The following is a 20,497-nucleotide window of genomic DNA, read 5'->3' as shown; positions in this document are numbered from 1 at the left end:
CGGGCACAGTCCCCTGTGCCGCGGCGCAAAAGATTTTGGCAGGGGCCGTCCAAGGGGGTATCTTAGGAAACAAGGTATCATAAGTTGCCGGCGACGTCCGCGCAGTATGATCGCGACAATAAAAACTACGAGGTTGAATAATGGGTTCTTCGGGGCAGGGTTTATTACGGGTCTGGATGTTGGTTCTGGGGGCCTGCGGGTTGGCGTTGGCCGCTGGCGGCGCGCTGCTGCTGGTCGAGGGCGGGAGTCCCTATTACCTCGCCGCGGGACTGCTCCTGCTGCTCAGCGCGTTTGCCCTGTGGCAGCGCCGTCCCCTGGCCGCACACTGTTTCGCGGTGCTCCTGATTGGCACGCTTGCCTGGAGCGTGTGGGAGGTGGGGCTCGATGCCTGGGCGCTGTGTTCCCGGCTGGTGCTGTTCCTGCTGCTGGGCCTCGGTTTCCTGCTCCCCGGTATGCGCCGGCAGTTGCGCGGTGGCGGCACGCTGGTGTTCCTGTCACTGGTCGTCTGCGCGGTGGTATTCGCTGTGGGTGTTGCTCGCCTCTACGCGCCGGTATCGAACCTGCCGGGTGCGCAGGGCCTGCCGGCCGCGGCAGTTGACGGCGACGAGTGGCGGCACTGGGGGCGCACCTCCGGCGGCGGCCGCTTCTCGCCCCTGAACCAGATCGATACCGGCAACGTGCAGCAGCTCGAAATTGCCTGGCACTACCGCTCCGACGTGCCCCTGTTTGAAAGTTTCGGCGCCCACAGTTTCCAGCCGACACCGCTGGCAGCGAACGATCACCTCTACTTCTGTGTCGATCGCAACGTGCTCATCGCGCTCGAGCAGGAGAGCGGTCGGGAGAGTTGGCGCTTTGATCCCGAGTTGAACCTCGACGGGGTGTTTGTCACCACCTGCCGCGGTGTGTCCTACTTCGAATCCGCGGCAAGCAGCGACGACTGTCCCCGCCGCCTGCTTTACGGCACTGCGGACGGGCGACTGCTGGCGGTTAACGCGGACACCGGCAAGGCCTGTACCGGGTTTGGCGAGCAGGGCGCCGTGGACATGCGGCGGCATATGGGCGAGATACCACCCGGTTCCCTGTCGGTAACCTCGCCCCCCGCCATAGTGAACGGCGTGGCGGTCATCGGCCAGTTCGTCAACGACTACCTGTCCTTCTTCGACACGCCCTCCGGGGTGATTCGCGGTTACGACGCAATGACTGGCGAATTGCGCTGGGCCTGGGACGCCGGGCGACCCGGCGAGTACGGGCCGCCGCCGGAAGGCGAGAGCTATACCGGCGATACGCCCAATGCCTGGAGTGTGTTCAGCGCCGACCCGGAGCTCGGCCTGGTCTACATCCCCACCGGCAACAGCCCCCCGGACTACTTCGGCGGCCACCGTTCCGATGCCTCCGAGCGCTACAGCTCCTCGGTGGTGGCGCTGGACGTCGCCAGCGGCGCAGTACGCTGGACATTCCAGACGGTGCACCACGACCTATGGGATTATGACGTCGCCTCGCAACCGGTGACCCTGGACCTGACGACCGCGGGCCGCACCGTCCCTGCTCTGGTGGTGCCGACCAAGCGCGGCCAGCTGTTCCTGCTGGACCGGCGTGACGGCACGCCCATCGATAATGTCGTAGAGCGCCCGGTACCCCAGGGTGATGTGCCCGGTGACTGGACCGCGCCCACCCAGCCCTACACGGAGGGTTTTCCCTCGATTGCCGGCGCCACCTTGCGCGAGCGCGATATGTGGGGCCTGACACCACTGGACCAGCTCTGGTGCCGGATACAGTTTCGCCAGCTGCGCTACGCCGGCGAGTTCAATCCTCCGGGCCTGGACCGGTCGCTGAACTACCCGGGCGCCGCTGGCGGCAGCAACTGGGGCAGCGTCTCGGTAGACCTCCAGCGCGGATTGCTGATCGCCAGCAGCCTGCACATCGCCGAGACCGGGCAGTTGATTCCCCGGGAGGGGGCCGAGGCCAGCGGGCTCGCCGGGGACGCCAGTACCCTGATCTACCCCCAGGAGAGAATCCCCTTTATTTTCAAGCGCAAGGTATTCCTCTCGCCATTGGGTGTACCCTGCCAGCAGCCGCCCTACGGCCGGCTCTGGGCCTTCGACATCGGCAGCCGAGAGCTGCTCTGGAGCAAGCGTCTGGGCACCGCGGAACACTCCGGGCCCTGGGGCCTGGAACTGGGCCTGCCCCTGCCCATGGGCGTACCTAATTCCGGTGGGGCGATTACCACCGCGGGCGGTCTGGTGTTCATCGGTGCGGCGCAGGACCGGCGCCTGCGCGCCATCGACAGCGGCAACGGCGCTGAACTGTGGAGCGCCCGGTTGCCCGCGGTTGCCGGGTCGACGCCGATGACCTATCGCTCGCGCCAGAGCGGGCGCCAGTTCGTGGTCATCGCTGCGGGCGGCCACTCCGGAATCCCCGGCCCCTCGAGCGCCGATATCATCGCGTTTGCCCTGCCGGAATCTGCCGCCGCAGGTGCCGGCAAATGAGCGCGGGCAAAAATTGACGCCGGAGTAGTGAGACGGCACACCGTCAAAATTGATGCGTTATCAGTGTTGGGATACCATGCCGCTAATGACAGCAGTGGGAAAACATCAAGTGGAAAAAGAAATTCGTAATCTGCATGGCCAGAAGATGGGCCGGAAGGGACGCGAAACCCGCCAGCGGATCATGGATGTCACACTTGAAATGCTCAAGAGTCGCTCCTACAAGGACCTGACGGTTTCCGACGTGGCCTTCGAGGCGGACGTTTCGAGTTCCACGTTCTATGTCTATTTCGAGGATATCGAGGACGTTCTGTTTGCCTGCGTCCAGGCTGCGGCACTGAATCTCGATCCGCTCTACGAAGTGTTCAACGTGCCGTGGACGCCGGAAAACCTCGAGGCCAACATCCGCAAGTTCGTCGACATCTACGGTGAGCTGTGGGAGAAATACCGCATCGAGCTGCGGGTACGCAACCTGGAGGCCGACCAGGGCAACCTGCGCTTCCTCAATATGCGCATCGAAACCACGCGCGGCCTGCTGCAGGCACTGGGCAAGAAGATCGCCCAGATTAACCCCAGCCTGGAAAACCCCCAGCAGATCGCCATCGCTATCCACGCGGCAATGGGCGCCCTGGCGGCCCAGCACGATATCGGCGTTGCCGGCGCCACCAAGCAGACCCGCAAGCAGCTCAGTGCGGGCATCGTCGAACTCCTCTACCGCGCGCTGATCAGCAAGGTCTGATCCGCTCGCCGGTCCTCCGGCGGCGGTGTTTTACTCCGCCACCACCAATTCCCGGTAAGGCTTCAGCGACTGGTAGGCAAGCAGCGCGGCCAGCGGGCACAGCACCATCGGCAGCAGCGCCAGCGAATAGCGCAGGTAATCATCCCGCCCGAACAGGAAGTCGGTCAGCATGGCCACGATGGTCGGGCCCAGCGCCAGGCCGAACAGGTTGGCGAAGAACAGCGACAGTGCGGTGACCTGGGCTTTCATCCGGTTCGGGGTGATGGCCTGTAACGCGGTGACGCCAGGGCCGTAGAAACCGTTCAGCAGGAACATGGCCGGGCAGGCCAGCACCACCGCCAGTGCGGGACTCGGGCTCAGTGGGGCCAGCGCCGTGGGCACGGCGACCAGGCAGGCGATGATCAGCATCATGCGCGCCGGCGCATCGACCACACCGCGCTGCACCATGGGTTGTACCAGCCAGCCGATGGTGAGGGCGCCGAGGCTGCCCGCGATGATGTTGATCAACCCGAACTGCAAGCCGGCGGTTTCGCGGGGTACGCCGTAGGTGCGGATCAGGAATTCGATAAACCAGGCGAGCATGCCGTAGGTCATCACCGTGAGCAGCGAATTGGCGCCCATGACGCCGATGTAGATGCGCCGGTTTTGCTTCAACCAGGCCCAGAACTCAGCAAGGCTGACACCGGTGTTTGCCGCGACGAGATCCCGGTCGGTGCGTCGCGCGGGCTCGCGTATGAAACCCAGCAGCACGACCAGGATAATGCCGGGGGCGCCGACACTGATAAAGGTCATCTGCCAGGGGCCAATATGGCCGAGCAGGGGCAGGTCGGCGCCACCGGTGGCGGCGAAGAACTGGTAGACGAAGCCGCCGACAATCGCCGAAAGTCCGCCGCCGACGGTGACCCCGAGGCTGTAGATCGCAAAGGCCCGCGCCTGCCGGTGCGGCGGGAACAGGTCCGCGAGCATGGAGAAGGCCGGCGGGGAGAGGGCGGCTTCACCGACACCGACCCCGATACGCGCAATGAACAGGGTGGTGACAGTGCGCGCCAGCCCGCACAGGCAGCACATGATGCTCCAGAGAAAAATGCCGATGGTGACGATCCACTTGCGGTTGCCGTGATCCGCCAGCCGGGCGATGGGAATGCCCAGCACGATGTAGAACATGGAAAAGGCGAAACCGTGCAACAGGCTGTACTGGAAGTCGGAGATATGCAGGTCGGCGCGGATCGGCCCGATCAGCACCGCCATCACGTTGCGATCGATAAACGACAGGATATAGGCCGCCAGCAGTACGCCGAGGGCATAGTAGGCCCCGGGTGCGGGCTTCTCCATGGATGCAGAAGTTACGTTGCCTGCGACAGGCGTGGATGGCGTAAGCGTCACCAGTTGCTCCCCCGGAATAGCGCTGTTCTTGGTTATCCGCCGCTTACTCTACCCCAGCGATTCCGCGGGGAGCAAAATGTCGCCGGATTATTTTTCAGTGGCGCGATCCGCGTAGTTGGCTTTGAGGTCGCGCACCAGCACCTTGCCCGAGGGATTGCGCGGCAGTTCGTCGATGAAATCCACACTGCGCGGAACCTTGAATCCCGCCAGCCGGCTGCGGGCAAAAATACGAATGTCCTCGACCAGTGCCGCGTCGCCGGTGATTCCCGGCTGCAATTGCACAACGGCTTTGACCTCTTCGCCCCATTCTTCGTTGGGGATGCCGAAGACCGCGGCGTCGACGATCGCCGCATGCTCGTGCAGGGCGTTCTCGATTTCCGCCGGGTAGATGTTCACCCCGCCGGAGATAATCATGTTTGATTCCCGGTCGGAGAGGTAGACAAATCCCTCTCTGTCCACGCGGCCGATATCGCCGAGGGAAATGACGTGGGGCTGGGGGTGGGCCTTGCGGGTTTTCTCCGGGTCGTTGTGGTAACTGAAGACCTCCGCCAGCGCCTTGTTGCGGCAGAACAACAGACCTTCCTCCGCGCCGCTCGGGTTACCCTGCTCATCGCCGACATACACTTCGTAATTGGGCACAGCGCGGCCCACAGTGCCCGGGTGCGAGAGCCATTCCGCGCTGTTGACCAGGGTGACCGTGCCCGATTCAGTGGCGCCCCAGTACTCGGTGAGCAGCGGACCCCACCAGTCGATCATGCGCTGCTTGACGCTGCGCGTGATCGGCGCAGCGCCGTGCAGGACGTACTCCAGGGAGCTGACGTCGATACCTTCGGCGCCCTGGTCGCGGGCCTGCAGCAGGCGCACGAACATGGTCGGCACCAGGTGGGTGGTAATCACCCGGTGTTCGCGGACCACGCGGAAGAACGTGTCGCAATCCCATTTCGGCATGATGAAGACCGGCGCCCCATTGAGCATGTCGTACAGGGCGAACATCCCCGGCGCCGCGTGGTACAGCGGCCCGGTCACCAGGTGAGGTCCGCGACCGGTGAGGCCGAAGGTGGTGCCGAACCCGCGCATACGCTCGACCATGTCATCGATACGCGCCGGCTTGGCGCGCTTGACGCCCTTGGGACGGCCGGTGGTGCCGCTGGTATACAGCATGTTGCCGCCTGCAGGACTGTCCGCGGGCAGCTGGAAATCCTCCGGGCAATCCAGGTCCGGCAGCAGTTGCTGGATATTGCAGGGCACACCGCTGCTGTCCGGGAGGAGCAACTTCGCCAGGGCATCGTCGTGGAAAATGAGCTTCGCCTCGCAGTTGCGGCGGATGTAGTCCACTTCGTCGGCCGTCAGGTGGGTGTTGATGGGGGTCACCCAGAGCCCCGCCAGCATGCCGGCGAGCATGGCCTCGACATATTCAATGCGGTTGCCGATCAGCAGGGCGATATGCTCGCCGGGTTGCAGTCCGGCGGTGTCGCGCAGGTAGTGGGTGAGGGCGCAGATATTCCGGTCCAGCTGGCGCCAGCTTCTCTCCTCGCTGAGGTCGGTAACGGCCAGTGCATCGGGGTGACTGGCCAGTTGCTTGTCAAAATAGGTGCTGGTCACGGGTCTTGTGTTAATAACTGACGGATAGCCAATTATATTGGCTGGGTGGGCTGGGCGTCCAGTATTTGCTGGGTTGTCTGGTTTTCCGGTTTTGCTGGTGCTTCGGTTCGGGTGGCGGCCTGCGGCCGCTGCGTTTGCTGTAGGTACAGTGCGGAATTCAGAAAAAGTTGGAGTAATTATCCGTCGAGCAGTTAGTTTGCTAAACGGCCTGAAAGTACCCTCATCATCTCCCTGAATAGTGATGTGGGTAAAACACGCCAGTAGATGTAAGCGCCACACCAGGACCGAAGATGTGAATATGCCGCGATGGGGCGTCCGAGGACATGGATGTCCGAGGCCGAGCCTGCACAGGGATGTGCGCTTTTTGGCGGCCCCGGCGCGGCATATTCACATCTTCGGGCCGAGCTACAGCGTCCCCACCTCGTGCTGCCAAGCACGACTCATCCAGTCAGCTGAGGAGCGATACTAACAAATCCAAGATGAGTCCCTCGACATATGCAACGACCTGCATATCGAATATTGCTGACAAAGCAGGGGAAATGCGTGGAACAACCCCAAAATGGCCCACCACCATCAAACCAATAAAATTGACATCAAGTCAGTTAAAATCCTAGCATCACCCAACCGGAACCAACGACCCCCAACGGAACCCACCATGTCCAAACCACAAGCCCCCGTCCTCGAAGGCTGGTTCGCCGTTGAAAACGGCCAGCCCCACCTGATTGGCACCCGCTGCGAGTCCTGCGGGACCTACTATTTTCCCAAACAGAGCGTGTACTGCCGCAACCCCGCCTGTGACGGTGAGACCTTTGCCGAGGTGCCCCTCTCGTCCCGCGGCACCGTGTGGTCGTTCACCAATGCCATGTACCAGCCCCCCGAGCCCTTCGTCGCAGAGGACCCCCACGTGCCCTACACCATCCTCGCCGTCGAGTTGGAGCGGGAAAAGATGATCGTGCTGGGGCAGGGCGTGAAGGGGCTGCGTTGCGAGGACCTGAAGGCGGGAATGACCGTGGAACTGGTGCTCGACACCCTGTTCGAAACCGACGAGCAGGAAACCATAACCTGGAAATGGGCGCCCGTGGCCTGATGTCCCCCGGGACCAACCACCGAAATTTGAAAGAGATAGAAGCATGAGTATGGAAAAAGACATCGCGGTCCTCGGTATCGGTATGCACCCCTGGGGAAAATGGGGGAAAAATTTCGTGGAGTACGGCGTAAAGGCCAGTCGTGACGCCATCCGGGATGCCGGCATCGCCTGGCAGGACGTCCAGTTTGTCTCCGGGGCGGCCACCATGCGCTGCGGCTACCCGGGTTATGTGGCGGGGGCGACCTTCGCCCAGGCGCTGGGGTGGCAGGGCGCCGAGGTCAACACCTCCTACGCGGCCTGCGCCTCGGGTTCCCAGGCCCTGGCGGCTGCGCGGACCAAAATTCTCTCCGGCCAGTGCGATGTGGCGCTGGTGGTGGGCTCGGATACCACGCCCAAGGGTTTCCTCAAGCCCGCGCCCGGCGACCGGCCCGACGACCCGGACTGGGTGCGTTTTCGCCTGGGGATCACCAATCCCTCGTATTTTGCCCTGTACGCCCGTCGCCGCATGGAGATCTTCGGGGATACGGTGGAAGACTTTGCCCAGGTCAAGGTCAAGAACGCGGAGCACGGCTTTGCCAACCCCAATGCCCGCTACCGCAAGAAGTTTACAGCCGAAGACGTGGCCGCATCCGCCATGGTCGCCGACCCCCTGCGACTGATGGATATCTGTGCCACCTCTGACGGTGCCGCCGCGCTGGTGGTTTCCTCCGTGGAGTATGCCCGCAAGCTGGGCCGGGGTGACGCGGTGCGCATCGCCGCCATTTCCACGGTGACGCCGACGTTCGCCTCGGCGGTGGTGGAGATGCCGGATATCGCCACGGACTCCGCTGCCGTGGTCGAGGCCCAGCGGTTCCGGGCGGCGATTCCCGCCAAGGCCTATGAGGAAGCGGGAATTGGTCCCGGGGATGTATCAGTCGCCGAAGTCTACGACCTCTCCACCGCCCTGGAACTGGACTGGTACGAGGACCTGCAGCTGTGCGCCCGGGGTGAAGCCGCGGGCCTGGTGCGGGCGGGTGACACCCGTATCGGCGGGCGCATACCGGTCAATCCCTCCGGCGGGCTGGCCTGTTTCGGCGAGGCGGTGCCCGCCCAGGCGCTGGCCCAGGTCTGTGAGCTGACCCTGCAATTGCGCGGTGCGGCGGGCGAGCGGCAGGTGGCTGGCGCGCGGGTCGGTATAACCGCCAACCAGGGGCTGTTCGGACACGGTTCTTCGGTCATCCTGAAGCGTTGAGCGAAGCCTGCAGGGGCGCAAAACTTATGAAAATTGAATTGACGTCAGTTTTTGCCTTGCGTATATTTCTTCCATGAATTTTCCATGCAGTGACAGGTAGCCCGTGAAGCGTTGGTCCAACAGGCCGGAAGGCTCCAATTGGGGGGAGTTTGGCGAAGATGACGCTCTCGGCCGGATCAACCTGCTGACGCCGGACAAGGTATTGCAGGGCGTCGCGGAAGTCAGAGAGGGTGTCAGCTTTTGCCTTTCGTTGCCGCTGGACTATCCGGGCCTCTCGGCCCTGAATCCGCGGCGTTTTCCGCCGCAGATGCAGTTCTCCATGCGCGGCGACGATCCGGCCATGTGCTACCCGATGGCGCGGTTGAATCCCGCGCAGACTGACGTGGTGTGTGACGACCGGGTTACCCTTTCCACCCAGTATTCCACCCAGTGGGACAGCCTGGCGCACATGGGCGCGCTGTTTGATGCGAACGGCGACGGCAGGGACGAAGTGGTCTTCTACAACGGCTATCGCGCCGGGCAGGAAGTGCGCGGGCCAAAGGACTACCTGGATGGCGACAGGGCCGTGGAGCCTCCCTATGGTGCAGGCCCCCTCGGTATAGACGCGCTGGCCGCGGCCTGCATGCAGGGCCGCGGAGTGATGGTCGACCTCTTCGCCCACTACGGTAACGCGCGCGAGGCGGTCGGCTACGACGCTCTGATGCGCATCCTGGAAGCGGACTCGGTGGAAGTGGAGCAGGGGGACATCCTCTGCCTCAGGACCGGTTTTGATCGCGTGCTGCTGGGTTACGAACGGCAACCGCCGGAGGGCATCCAGCACGAAGTGTGCACCGGGCTGGACGGCTCGGACCCGCGGCTGCTGCAGTGGATTACCGATTCCGGCGTCGCCGCAATTCTCTCCGACAACGAGGCCGTCGAATTCCTGCCAACGCCCAATCCGCCGCAGGAACGAGGCGCATTTTTCCCCTTGCACGAACATTGCCTGTTCAAGCTCGGTGTGCCCCTCGGCGAATTGTTCCTGTTGAGTGAACTGGCAGACTGGTTGCGCGATGCCGGCAGGAGTCGCTTTCTCCTGACTGCACCGCCGCTGCGCCTGCCCGGTGCGGTCGGCTCGCCGGTGACAGCCGTTGCAACGGTATAAGCCCGGTTTCAGTACTAAATTTTCAGAGAAATAAATTATGGATCTCAGCAATCAGATAGAACGTGCCGCGGCAGACCCGGCGGCGTTACGCAATGCGGTCTCCGGAGCGCATATCGTTCCCCTGTTGATGAGCTACGTGCACCTGACTGGTGACAAGTCCTTCTTCGAGCGCGTTCGCCCCCATGTCCAGGGTGGCTGGGATTACCAGCAGCACATCCCTGCCGAACTCCAGGCCGAGATTCGCGAAGCGCTGGTGAATGCCATCGAACGGCTGGCCAGCGAAGGTGGTGCGGTACATCGCGAGCCGAGCAGGGAAGAACTGAAGGAGATGATGGACGTCGCCTGCGGCGCCGATGTCCCGGAAAAGTACCTGCCGATTTTCTACGAGGAAACCTGCTTCGGCGGTAAGGATTACCGTGCGGTCGAGTGGCGCAAGCCCGTCGCGAAAGAAAAACTGGACCAGTTCCAGGTGGTTATCGCGGGCGCCGGCTTCTCCGGTATTGTCATGGGCGCGCGGCTGAAGCAGGCGGGTATTCCTTTCGTCATTATTGAGAAAAACGACCAGGTCGGCGGCACCTGGTACGAAAATACCTATCCCGGTATCGGCGTGGATACACCCTGCCATTTCTATTCGTTCTCGCAGATGCCCAACCCGGACTGGCCCGAGTTCTTCAGCAAGGGGCCGGAGCTCTATGCCTATATCAACCGTATTGCCGACCAGTTTGGCGTGCGCGAGCACATCCGCTTCAACGAGGAAATCACGGCAGCCGAATACGACGAGGAAAACTGTAAGTGGCTCGTCCACAGCCGCAAGTCCGATGGCAGCGAGGAGACGCTGGTCGCCAATGCCTTTGTCAGCGCGGTGGGCATCCTCAACCGGCCCTCGATCCCGAACATCCCGGGCATCGATTCCTTCAAGGGCGCCAGCTTCCACTCCGCGCGCTGGGACCACAGCGTCGACATCACCGGCAAGCGGGTGGCCATGGTCGGTACCGGCGCGTCCGGCATCCAGATCGCGCCGGCGATCGCCGACAAGGTAGGCCACCTGACGATTTTCCAGCGTTCACGTCACTGGATCATCCGCCACCCGATGTACCACGAGCACGTGCCCGAGGCCGTCACCTGGGCGACCAAGAATATCCCCTACTACCAGGAGTGGTTCCGCTTCCAGCTGTTCTGGGCCGCCTCCGACGGTTTCCACCCGACCCTGCGTATCGATCCCGAATGGACCGACCTGGAGCATTCTCTGAACGCGGAAAACGCGAAGATGCGCGAGGAGCTGATCGAGTACATCAAGTCGGAACTGGGCGACCGCACCGACCTGCTGGAGAAAGTGGTGCCCGAGTACCCGCCCTTCGGCAAGCGCATGTTGCGCGACAACAACTGGTTCCGCATGCTGCGCCAGCCGAATGTCGACCTGTACGCAGGTGATATCGATCACATCGAGGAAGACGGTATTGTCGCCGGCGGCAAAAAGTACCCCGCAGACGTTATTGTCTTTGCCACCGGGTTCCACGCCTCGAAGCTGCTCTCGCCGATGAATATCCGCGGGCGCAACGGGGTTACCATCCGCGAACTCTGGGGCGACGACGATCCGCGCGCGCACCTGGGTATCACGGTGCCGGGGTTCCCCAATTTCTTCGTGCTCTACGGCCCCAATACCAACCTCGCCCACGGCGGCAGTGCGTTCTTCCACAGCGAATGCCAGGTGCGCTACATCGGAGAAGCGCTGCGCGAAATGCTGGAAAACGGCTGGGATGAACTGGAGGTCCGTGAGGAGCCTTACGAGGCCTATAATGAGCAGGTGGATAACGAACACCGGCAGTTGGTCTGGTCCCACCCGGGCGTGACCAGCTGGTACAAGAACAAGAATGGGCGGGTCATTATGAATTCCCCCTGGAAGCTGGCGGATTACCGGCACTTCACCGCGGATATCGACCTGGCCGAGTACCACTGCCGCCGTCTCCCGGACGAAGAGGCCGGAGAGGCCGCCGGTGGCACCCGCTAGCGGAACGGATTGCAACGCAGATGAATACGGAACTCGACCTGGAAGCCAGCATCCTGGCGCGTGAGCAGCAGCGCTGTGACGCGCTGCTGGCTGGCGATCTGGAAGCGCTGGCGGGCCTGCTGTCCGAGCGCCTTGTCTTTGCCCACGCCAACGCAGTCTACGATGACAAGGAAAGCCTGCTGGGTAAAATGGGCAGCGGAAACATTGTCTATAAAACCCTGCAAATACGTGAGCCCAGGGTCGTCGACCTGGGGGACAGCGCCCTGTTGGTGTCCCGGCTCAGCGCCGAGGTCACGGTCGGCGGGCAGGAAAAATTCATCGACAACCGGACGCTGTCCGTGTGGACGCGCGAGTCCGGTGAGTGGCGCCTGGTCGCGTACCAGCCCACGGCGATACCTGGATAAAACGACAAGTCGAGTTCAAGCACCTCCCGGCGTCACCCGAGGCCTCTCCAGAAACCAGTAGAGCGTGACAGCCTGACTTCCCGGGAGGAACGATAAACCACGTATACCGGAGCGCCACCGATGTTTCTGGCACTTGATTCAGACGAACGGGAAATCGCCGATGCCGCGGCGGATTTTCTCGGCAACGAATTCCCCCTGCGGCGCCTGCACGAGACGCCCGAAGACCCCGACAACCTGGCAGCATTCGCCGGCCTCGGCTGGTTGGGCCTGGCCGCGGCAGAGGGCGCGGGCGGCAGTGCGTTGTCCGTGGTCGAGGAAATGCTGTTTTTCCAGGAGCACGGCCGGGTAGCGGGCCCCATGGAAGTCCTTTTCCAGGTGCTCGCTGTGGCCGTGACGCAGGACGACGAGGCGCTCTGCGCCAGCCTGATTGCCGGAGAGGCAACTACCGCACTGTTGGTGCAGCAGGGCGCGGCTGGCGAGATTCGCCTCGTTGGCAGCGCCGATGCGAAGTTCGCCCTGCGGGTGCAGCACGATGGCGCGGTGCTCTACAGCGTAAATGCGGCGGAGTTGCGCAAGGTGCCCTGTCTCGACCGCTCGGTCGCCATGTACATGGGCAGTGAAACCTGCCTTGAGAGCCGGGTTGCCGTCGGCGGTAGCGCTGTGTGGCAACGGGCGCTGATCGCGGTTGCCGCCATGCAGGTGGGCCTGGCTGACAGCGCACTGCAGATGATTGTCGCCTATGCGAAGGAGCGGGAGACCTTCGGCAGGGCTATAGGCTCCTACCAGGCCGTCCGGCATCCCTGTTCCGACATGGCCGTACGGGTCGAGGCGGCGCGCAGCCAGCTTTTTTACGCGGCCACCGCGCTGCGCGAAGGCCACGCCGACGCGGCGATGCAGGTCGATGCGGCAAAACTGCTGGCCGACAAGGCAGCGACGCTGAATACCGACGCCAATATCCAGTTGCACGGCGGTATCGGTGTCACCGACGAACTCGATGCGCACCTGCTGTTGAAGCGCGCCAACCTGCTCGGGCGCCTGTTCGGCTCCAGCAAGCAACTGTACGGCAGCCTGCTCGATCTCGACACCGACCAGGGAGGAGTGTGAAATGGATCTGGTATTTACCGAAGCAGACCAGGACTTTCGCGCCCGCGCCCGTGCCTGGCTGAAGGACAATATCCCCACTGAACGGCGCCCCGCCCACGGCGAGGCATCGGCGCAGTTCGATCGCGACTGGCAGAAAAAACTCTACGAACATGGCTGGGCCGGCGTCAACTGGCCGAAGGAATACGGCGGCCTGGGTCTGTCCGCGGTGCAGCAGGTGATCTGGTACGAAGAGTGTGCCCGGGCCGGCGCGCCCAACTACATCAACACGACCTACGTGGCGCTGATGCATGCGGGTCCGACGATCATCGCCTGCGGCACCGATGAACAGAAGGCGTTCCACCTGCCGCGGATTCTCTCCGGGGAAAATCTCTGGTGCCAGGGCTTTTCCGAACCCAATGCCGGCTCCGACCTCGCCTCGCTGAAAACCACGGGCGTCGTGGATGGCGATTACCTGGTCGTCAACGGCAGCAAGACCTGGACCACAGACGGACAGCACGCGGACTTCCAGGAACTGCTGATTCGCACCGAGCCCGGCTCACAGCGCCACAAGGGCCTTACCTGGGTGATCTGCGACATGCGTACCCCGGGAATAACTGTCAGTCCGATCCGGACCATGCTCGGCGACGAGCATGTCAACACCACATTCTACGACGACGTCAAAATTCCCCTGACGAACGTGGTCGGCGAGCTGGGCAGCGGTTGGAAGACCGCCATGTCCACGCTCTCATTCGAGCGCGGCACCGGGTTCATCGGCGACCAGCTGGCGCTGTTCGAGCGGGTGAACCAGGCCATCGCGCTGGCCGGCCGGACGCGCCTTGCCGACGGCGGACTGGCTATCGAGGATGCCGGAATCGCCAGCCGCCTCGCCATGATCAAGGCGGACACCATGGCGATTCGCGCCATGACCTTCGCCCAGATCAGCGAGATCGAGCAGTCCGGTGGTCCCGGTCCCAAGGGTTCCATCATGAAGCTGATGGTGACCGGTACCTCCAAGGCGCTGAGCCACCTGGTCGCGGAAATCCTCGGCTGGGAATTCATGGAGTTCAATGGTGACCGTGAAGATCACCCCTGGACCTACGAATACCTGTGGAGCTGGGTCTACACCATCGCCGGCGGTACCTCGGAGATCCAGCGCGAGATCATCGCCGACCAGCTGCTGGAACTGCCCCGCGCCCGCTAGGCTCCGGGAGAGAAATAACAAGAGGTGAGTATGACAAGTATTTTCCAGTTCGCGTTTTCCAGCCCGGTCGAGGGCATGGAAGAGGAGTTCCAGCGCTGGTACAGCAATGACCACCTGCAGCATTCGGTCAAGCTGCCCGTGGTCTCCGCCGGGCAGCGCTTCCAGCGTGCAGTGGGTTCACCCTGGCCCGCGGGACGCCACGACAACCTGGTGATCTGGGAGCTGGCGGGCGATCCGGCAAAGGCCATCGAAACGCTGCTGGCCAGCCACGACACCGAGGCGATGCCAATCAGCCCGGCCATCGATATGTCCTCGGTCCAGCCGCCGACCATGGCGCTGCTGCGGCGCCTGGTCGGCAGCGAGGAAGCCGCGCCGGCAGCGGCCACCCGCGGCGCGTTGCTGCTGGCCTTCATCAACCCGGTGGAGGGCGAGGAAATAGCGCTGGAGGATGCGCTGCTGCACTCCGGGATTGAGACTTTCGCCGCGCTGCCCGGAGCCGGTGCGGTGAGTGTCTGGAAAACCACGGATGCGCAATTGCGCGGCAGTGCGCGGAAATACCGTTTCCTGGTGATGTTTGAAGCCGAGGACGACGCGCAGCTGGTGGCCGCCCTGTCACAGTCCGGGGACCGCCTGGCGGCAATTCCCCACAGCGATCCGCAGCGCATGTTTGCCGCTGTTTACCAACCCATTACCGAGCGCGTCGCAGGTTAACCCGGAGATTCACCATGGCCTTTGAAATTCGCAGGGATATCGGCGGCTTTCCGCTGCGCTGGTCCGAGGAACACGCCAGGCAATGGATCGAGGCCGGTTACTGGCGCCGGGAAACCCTGGCGGATGTCGCCCGCGAACGGGTGGCGGAAGATCCGGACAAGGTGCTGCTGATCGAGAGTGACCGCGAGTTCACCCGGGGCGAGATTTACGATGCGGCCCTGCGGCTGGCCGGGTTTTTTGTCGAACGCGGTGCCAGCGCTGGCGACGTGGTCGCCTTCCAGTTGCCCAACTGGTCGGAGAGCGCGGTGATTGCGCTGGCGGCGCGCATGCTGGGCCTGGTCATTAACCCGATTCCGCCGATCTACCGGGAAGCCGAGCTCGCCTACATGCTGGGTGAAACCGGCGCCAAATTCCTGTTTATCCCCCGCGAGTTCCGCAAGTGTGACTACCCGGCTATGGTCGCGGATTTGCGTGACAAACTGCCGCGCCTGCAGGATGTGGTGGTGATTCGCGGCGACGCCGGCAGCGATACCCCGTGGTCGCAAGCGGTAGCGGGCGCAGCGCTTGCCGAACTGCCCGCAGTCGATCCCGCCAACGCCTTTCTGGTGATGTTCACCTCCGGCACCACCGGCCGCGCCAAGGGCGTCCTGCAGACCCATTACGGCTTCGGCTACAAGGCGCGCCAGATGGTCGAGGCCTGGGGCGTGAATGCTGATGATGTCATTTTCATGCCTTCGCCGGTAACCCACATTACCGGCGCCATCTGGGCCTTCGATATCCCCTGGATTGCCGGCGCGCCGGCGGTCTTGCTGGATGTCTGGAACGTGCAGGACGGCATCGATGCGATCCGCGAGCACGGCTGCACGATAAGCGGGGGGGCGACACCCTTCCTGCAGCAGTTGCTGGCGGCGACCGCAAACGACCGCAGTGCCCTGGCCTCGCTGCGCACCTTTTTCTGCGGTGGCACCTCGGTTTCACCCGAACTGATCAAGCAGGTGTCGCGGGAGTTCCCGGGCTGCCTGTTCTTCCGCGCCTATGGCTCGACCGAAATGATGACCGTCACTCTCGGAATCAGCGATCGCGAGCAGGCGCTGTTCGGCGCGGAGACCGACGGCATCGTGGTGCCGCCCATCGAGGTCCGCCTGGTCGACGAGGACGGCAAACTGGTCACCGAAGAGGGCGTGGAAGGCGAGATCCTGGCCTTCGGCCCGGAACAGTTTGCCGGTTACCTGGATACGTCGGACAACAGCTCCGCCTTCGACGAGGACGACTTCTTCCGCATGGGCGATCTCGGCCGCTGGCGCTATGGCAATTACCTGGAAATTACCGGCCGTAAAAAAGATATCATTATCCGCTCCGGGGAAAACATCAGTCCCAAGGAAGTGGAAGACGTGTTGATGGAACATCCCGGTATCGCGGACATTGCGATTGTCGCCATGCCCAGCGAGGTGACCGGTGAAATGGGCTGCGCCTTCGTCATTCCCGCGGCGGGCAGTAACTTTGATATGGCGGAGATGCGTCGCTTCCTCGACCAGGCGGGGCTGGCGAAACAGAAATACCCGGAGTGGCTGGAAATCGTCGATGACTTCCCCCGGGTGCCCTCGGGGAAAGTGCGCAAGGACCAGTTGCGCAAGATGGCCCAGGCAATCGCAGACAATAAATAGGCAGGTGGCAGCATGTCAGGAATCTCACTGGAAAACCGCATCGCAATTTACGAATTGATCGCCCGTTACTCGTTCTGTGTCGATAATTATCGCGGGGAGGACTGGGCGGACCTGTTTCTTCCCGACGGTCGCCTGGTGGGTGCCGATATCGAGTTGAACGGCAAGGCGGGCCTCGTCGGCCAGTCGGACATGCTCAAGGCGGGACCTACCGAATACCGGCATGTGATCACCAACGTGTTCGTGGAAGAGGGCGCTACCGATGAGAGCGCGGTGGCGAATGCCTACGGCACGGTGGCGGATTGGGCGACCATTCCCGCGAAGGAAGTGATCTTCGTGGAATACCGCTTCGACGTGGTCAGGCGCGATGGCGTGTGGAAAATCGCCGAAGCCCGCGTGCACATGCCCTACTCGAGCTAAGGGAGCAGCCGTATGAGACTCAAGGACAAAGTGGTATTCCTCACCGGCGCCGCCAACGGCATGGGCGAGTCCCACGCCCGTCGCGTGATCGCCGAGGGCGGCTACCTGCTGATGACGGACATCGATGCCGACGGCGGTGCGGCCCTGGCCGAGGAACTCGGTGAGCGCGCGCTGTTCACGCGCCAGGATATTTCCGACGAGGCCCAGTGGCAGCAGGCGGTGGCACTCGCCAGCGAGCGGTTTGGGCGAATCGACGTGCTGGTGAACAACGCCGGCATCCTCACCAAGGGGAGTATCCAGAGCGAGACCGCCGATTCGCTGCGCAAGGTGCTGGACGTCAACGTGGTCGGCACCTGGCTGGGTATCCGCACGGTAAGCCCGGTGATGGCCCGGGGCGGTGGTGGCTCGATCATTAATATTTCTTCACAAGTCGCCTATCGGGGCTGGAACGATTACAGTGTTTATTCCTGTTCCAAGTGGGCGATTCGCGGCCTTACCCAGAGCATGGCCGTCGAACTTGCGCCGCAGAATATCCGGGTCAACACTATTTTGCCTGGCGCAGTGGATGAGACCGGCCTGTTCAGCGGCCGGGTTGACGAAGAACTCAAGGAACGGGTGCGCCAGAGCATTCCGCTGAAGCGATTTGTCGGCCGCGAGCAGGTATCATCGCTGATGGTCTACCTCGCCTCGGATGAATCCAGTGCCACCACCGGTACCGATAACCTGATCGACGGCGGCGTCAGCATCTAAAATACGCACTAAGGAAATTGGAGAAAATTCATGGGTGCCCCAGAGCTTTACTACGACCAATACAGTTACGATATCGACGACAACCCCTACGAGATTTGGCGGCGTCTGCGCGATGAAGCGCCGGTCTGGTACAACGAGAAATACAACTACTGGGTGCTGAGCCGTTACGACGATGTGCTCAAGGCGTCCATGGACTGGCAGAATTTCAGTTCAGCCTGGGGTACGGTTTTGGAAATGATGTCGGAAAAACCCGGCGAAACTCCCCTGATGATCAACCAGGACCCGCCCTACCACGACCAGTTGCGCGCCGTTGTATCCGCCTGGTTTACCCCGGTTGCGGTGGCGAAACTGGAAGCGGATATTCGCGAGATCGTGCTCGGTTACCTGCGCCCGCTGGAAGGCCGTGACTCCTTCGACTTTGTCCAGGACTTCGGCCGCTGGATCCCGATGGACGTGGTCAGCCACATCCTCGGTATTCCCCAGGAGGGCCGCCGGCAGATCAACCAGTGGGCCGACGACTCCCTGGCGCGCAACGAAGACGGCAGCATGACTGAGGCCGGCATCAATGCAATGGGCAAGGCGATGGGCTATTTCCAGACCATCCTCGCCGACCGCAAGGAAAACCCCTGTGGCGACCTGCTGTCACACCTGTCCCACGCCGACATCACGCTCGAAGATGGCAGCATCCGTCCTTTCAGCGCGGAAGAGAGCCTGTTCTTCATGGTGCTGATTGCGTCCGCGGGTAACGAGACCGTGGCGCGCCTGCTCAGCAACGCCGGCGTACTGCTGGCCCGGCACCCCGAGCAACGCCAGAAACTGCGCGACAACCCCAAGCTGATTCCCCGGGCGATCGAGGAAATGCTGCGCTACGATCCGCCGTCGCCGATCCAGTTCCGCCGCCTGCTCAACGACGTGGAAATGCATGGCGTGACCATGAAGAAGGGCGACAACGTCGCGCTGCTGACCGCCGCGGCCACCCGTGACGACCGTCACTGGGACGACCCGGAAACCTTCGACATCGAGCGCGCACCGAAGCGCCACGTGACCTTCGGCTACGGCCCGCACACCTGCCTGGGGGCCTCGGTAGCACGCCTGGAGTCGAAGATCGCGCTGGAAGAAGTGCTCTCGCGCATCGGCGACTGGGACGTGGAGGTGGACAAGCTCAAGCGCGTCCGCACCAGTACTGTACGCGGTTACTCCCACGTACCCATTCACATCAAAAAGTAATAAAGCAACAACCCGGCGCGCGTAGCGCTGCTCAAGCGAGGAGAATGCCATGCAAATGGAAGACATGATCATCATCTCAGTGGACGACCATGTAAGTGAACCGGCCGACATGTTCGACCAACACCTCCCGGCTGAATTGAAGGACCGCGCGCCGAAACTGAAAAGTGTGGACGGAGCCGACTACTGGGTCTACGAGGGCATCGTGCTGCCCAACACCGGCCTCAACGCCGTGGTCGGTCGGCCCAAGGAAGAGTACGGGATGGAGCCGCAGGGCTACGCGGAAATGCGTCCCGGCAACTACGACATCAAGGCCCGTATCGACGATATGAGCGTCAACGGTATCCTCGCGAGCATCTGCTTCCCCACGGTGTGCACCATGGACGGCAGTATTTTCAGCCGCTCGCCGGACCGCACGCTCAACCTGCGCATCATCCAGGCCTACAACGACTGGCAGATCGACGAGTGGGCGGGAGCCTTCCCCGGCCGCATCATCCCGCTGGCCATCCTGCCCCTGTGGGACGCGGAACTGGCCGCGGAAGAGGTCAAGCGGGTGGCGAAGAAGGGCTGCCATGCGATCACTTTCCCGGACAATCCTGCCAACAAGGGCTTCGCGTCCATCCACGACAAGTTCTGGGAGCCGCTGTGGAAGGCCTGTAACGACAACAAGGTGGTGATCAACTGCCACATCGGCACTGGCTCCGAACCGCGTCACCCCTCGGACCTGTCGCCGATGAACGCCTGGATCACCGCCATGCCCATTTCCATCGCCAACGCGGCGGCGGACTGGCTGCACCTGGAACCCCTGTTGCGCTACCCGGACATGAAAGTGGCCCTGTCCGAGGGCAGTATCGGCTGGATTCCCTACCTGCTGGAACGCGCCGAGTTCACCAACGAACAGCACATCTGGACCAACGTCGACTGGAAAGGCAAGTCGCCCACCGAGGTGTTCCGCGAGCACTTCCTGTGCTGCTTCATCGAGGACAACTTCGGCCTCAAGAACTACCAGGACGTGGGCGAGGACATCATCATGTACGAGTGCGATTACCCGCACTCCGACTGCCTGTGGCCGGAAGCGCCCGAGCGCCTGTGGCAGGGGCTCAAGGACCTGCCGGAGAACGTGATCAACAAGATCACCCACGAAAACGTGATGCGCGAATACAGCTTCGACCCGATTTCCATCCTCGGCCGGGAGAACTGCACCGTCGGCGCCCTGCGCGCCCAGGCGGCCCACGTCGACACCAGCGTGAAGTCCACTTCCGGACTGAAGCCCGGTGAGGGCAAGGGTGTGGTGACTTCCGGTCATGTAACCGCCATGTTTGCCTCCATGATGCCCAAGGAGACCCCGTGACGGCGAACCAACAAACCG

17 protein-coding genes are annotated in these 20,497 nt (G+C 62.8%); 15 read left to right on the top strand and 2 right to left on the bottom strand.

The window, feature by feature from the left end; all coding sequences use genetic code 11:
* Nucleotides 1-176 precede the first annotated feature (176 nt).
* Entirely contained in the window at nucleotides 177-2,486 is a 2,310-nt protein-coding gene (locus tag ACNKU3_RS09575; protein WP_418259228.1) for a membrane-bound PQQ-dependent dehydrogenase, glucose/quinate/shikimate family, read from the top strand.
* A gap of 109 nt (nucleotides 2,487-2,595) precedes the next feature.
* The gene (locus tag ACNKU3_RS09570; protein WP_418259227.1) at nucleotides 2,596-3,222 is read left to right on the top strand and encodes a TetR/AcrR family transcriptional regulator; all 627 of its coding nucleotides are present in this window, start codon (nucleotides 2,596-2,598) and stop codon (nucleotides 3,220-3,222) included.
* 30 nt (nucleotides 3,223-3,252) lie between these two features.
* On the opposite strand, the gene ACNKU3_RS09565 is transcribed toward ACNKU3_RS09570, so the two are convergent.
* Both ACNKU3_RS09565 and ACNKU3_RS09560 read right to left on the bottom strand, forming a co-directional pair.
* A complete protein-coding gene (locus ACNKU3_RS09565) occupies nucleotides 3,253-4,605 on the bottom strand; it encodes a spinster family MFS transporter (RefSeq protein WP_418259225.1) in 1,353 nt (450 codons plus the stop codon).
* An 87-nt stretch (nucleotides 4,606-4,692) separates the two neighbouring features.
* Complete coding sequence (locus ACNKU3_RS09560; protein ID WP_418259224.1) at nucleotides 4,693-6,207, bottom strand: AMP-binding protein; 1,515 nt, start codon at nucleotides 6,205-6,207, stop codon at nucleotides 4,693-4,695.
* A 655-nt stretch (nucleotides 6,208-6,862) separates the two neighbouring features.
* Between ACNKU3_RS09560 and ACNKU3_RS09555 the strand changes: the two genes are divergently transcribed.
* From ACNKU3_RS09555 to ACNKU3_RS09495, 13 genes are all read left to right on the top strand, one after another.
* Nucleotides 6,863-7,294, top strand: coding sequence for a Zn-ribbon domain-containing OB-fold protein (locus ACNKU3_RS09555; RefSeq protein WP_418259223.1), 432 nt, complete (start codon nucleotides 6,863-6,865; stop codon nucleotides 7,292-7,294).
* Between the two features lie 43 nt (nucleotides 7,295-7,337).
* Nucleotides 7,338-8,525, top strand: coding sequence for a lipid-transfer protein (locus tag ACNKU3_RS09550; RefSeq protein WP_418259222.1), 1,188 nt, complete (start codon nucleotides 7,338-7,340; stop codon nucleotides 8,523-8,525).
* 103 nt (nucleotides 8,526-8,628) lie between these two features.
* Nucleotides 8,629-9,666, top strand: a complete 1,038-nt coding sequence (locus tag ACNKU3_RS09545) for a cyclase family protein (protein ID WP_418259221.1) — start codon at nucleotides 8,629-8,631, stop codon at nucleotides 9,664-9,666.
* Between the two features lie 37 nt (nucleotides 9,667-9,703).
* Nucleotides 9,704-11,674, top strand: a complete 1,971-nt coding sequence (locus tag ACNKU3_RS09540; RefSeq protein WP_418259220.1) for a flavin-containing monooxygenase — start codon at nucleotides 9,704-9,706, stop codon at nucleotides 11,672-11,674.
* 20 nt (nucleotides 11,675-11,694) lie between these two features.
* Nucleotides 11,695-12,078, top strand: a complete 384-nt coding sequence (locus ACNKU3_RS09535; RefSeq protein ID WP_418259219.1) for a nuclear transport factor 2 family protein — start codon at nucleotides 11,695-11,697, stop codon at nucleotides 12,076-12,078.
* A 120-nt stretch (nucleotides 12,079-12,198) separates the two neighbouring features.
* The gene (locus ACNKU3_RS09530; RefSeq protein ID WP_418259218.1) at nucleotides 12,199-13,182 is read left to right on the top strand and encodes an acyl-CoA dehydrogenase family protein; all 984 of its coding nucleotides are present in this window, start codon (nucleotides 12,199-12,201) and stop codon (nucleotides 13,180-13,182) included.
* Nucleotide 13,183: 1 nt separating this feature from the next.
* Nucleotides 13,184-14,362 carry an acyl-CoA dehydrogenase family protein gene (locus ACNKU3_RS09525; RefSeq protein WP_418259217.1) on the top strand — a complete coding sequence of 393 codons (1,179 nt, stop codon included), beginning with the start codon at nucleotides 13,184-13,186 and terminating at the stop codon, nucleotides 14,360-14,362.
* Between the two features lie 30 nt (nucleotides 14,363-14,392).
* On the top strand, nucleotides 14,393-15,073 hold the full coding sequence (locus ACNKU3_RS09520; protein ID WP_418259216.1) for a hypothetical protein: 681 nt from the start codon (nucleotides 14,393-14,395) through the stop codon (nucleotides 15,071-15,073).
* Nucleotides 15,074-15,087: 14 nt separating this feature from the next.
* Nucleotides 15,088-16,737, top strand: coding sequence for an AMP-binding protein (locus tag ACNKU3_RS09515; RefSeq protein WP_418259215.1), 1,650 nt, complete (start codon nucleotides 15,088-15,090; stop codon nucleotides 16,735-16,737).
* A gap of 12 nt (nucleotides 16,738-16,749) precedes the next feature.
* A complete protein-coding gene (locus tag ACNKU3_RS09510) occupies nucleotides 16,750-17,154 on the top strand; it encodes a nuclear transport factor 2 family protein (protein WP_418259214.1) in 405 nt (134 codons plus the stop codon).
* Between the two features lie 12 nt (nucleotides 17,155-17,166).
* Nucleotides 17,167-17,904 (top strand): SDR family NAD(P)-dependent oxidoreductase, encoded by a 738-nt coding sequence (locus ACNKU3_RS09505; protein WP_418259213.1) that lies wholly within the window; start codon nucleotides 17,167-17,169, stop codon nucleotides 17,902-17,904.
* Nucleotides 17,905-17,934: 30 nt separating this feature from the next.
* The gene (locus tag ACNKU3_RS09500; RefSeq protein ID WP_418259212.1) at nucleotides 17,935-19,131 is read left to right on the top strand and encodes a cytochrome P450; all 1,197 of its coding nucleotides are present in this window, start codon (nucleotides 17,935-17,937) and stop codon (nucleotides 19,129-19,131) included.
* Between the two features lie 49 nt (nucleotides 19,132-19,180).
* On the top strand, nucleotides 19,181-20,479 hold the full coding sequence (locus ACNKU3_RS09495; RefSeq protein ID WP_418259211.1) for an amidohydrolase family protein: 1,299 nt from the start codon (nucleotides 19,181-19,183) through the stop codon (nucleotides 20,477-20,479).
* Nucleotides 20,480-20,497 lie beyond the last annotated feature (18 nt).

The organism is Haliea sp. E17 (assembly GCF_048323675.1).
GTDB lineage: Bacteria > Pseudomonadota > Gammaproteobacteria > Pseudomonadales > Halieaceae > Mangrovimicrobium.
Note: the sequence above shows the minus strand (reverse complement) of the source record. Positions and strands in the feature narration are given on the sequence as shown.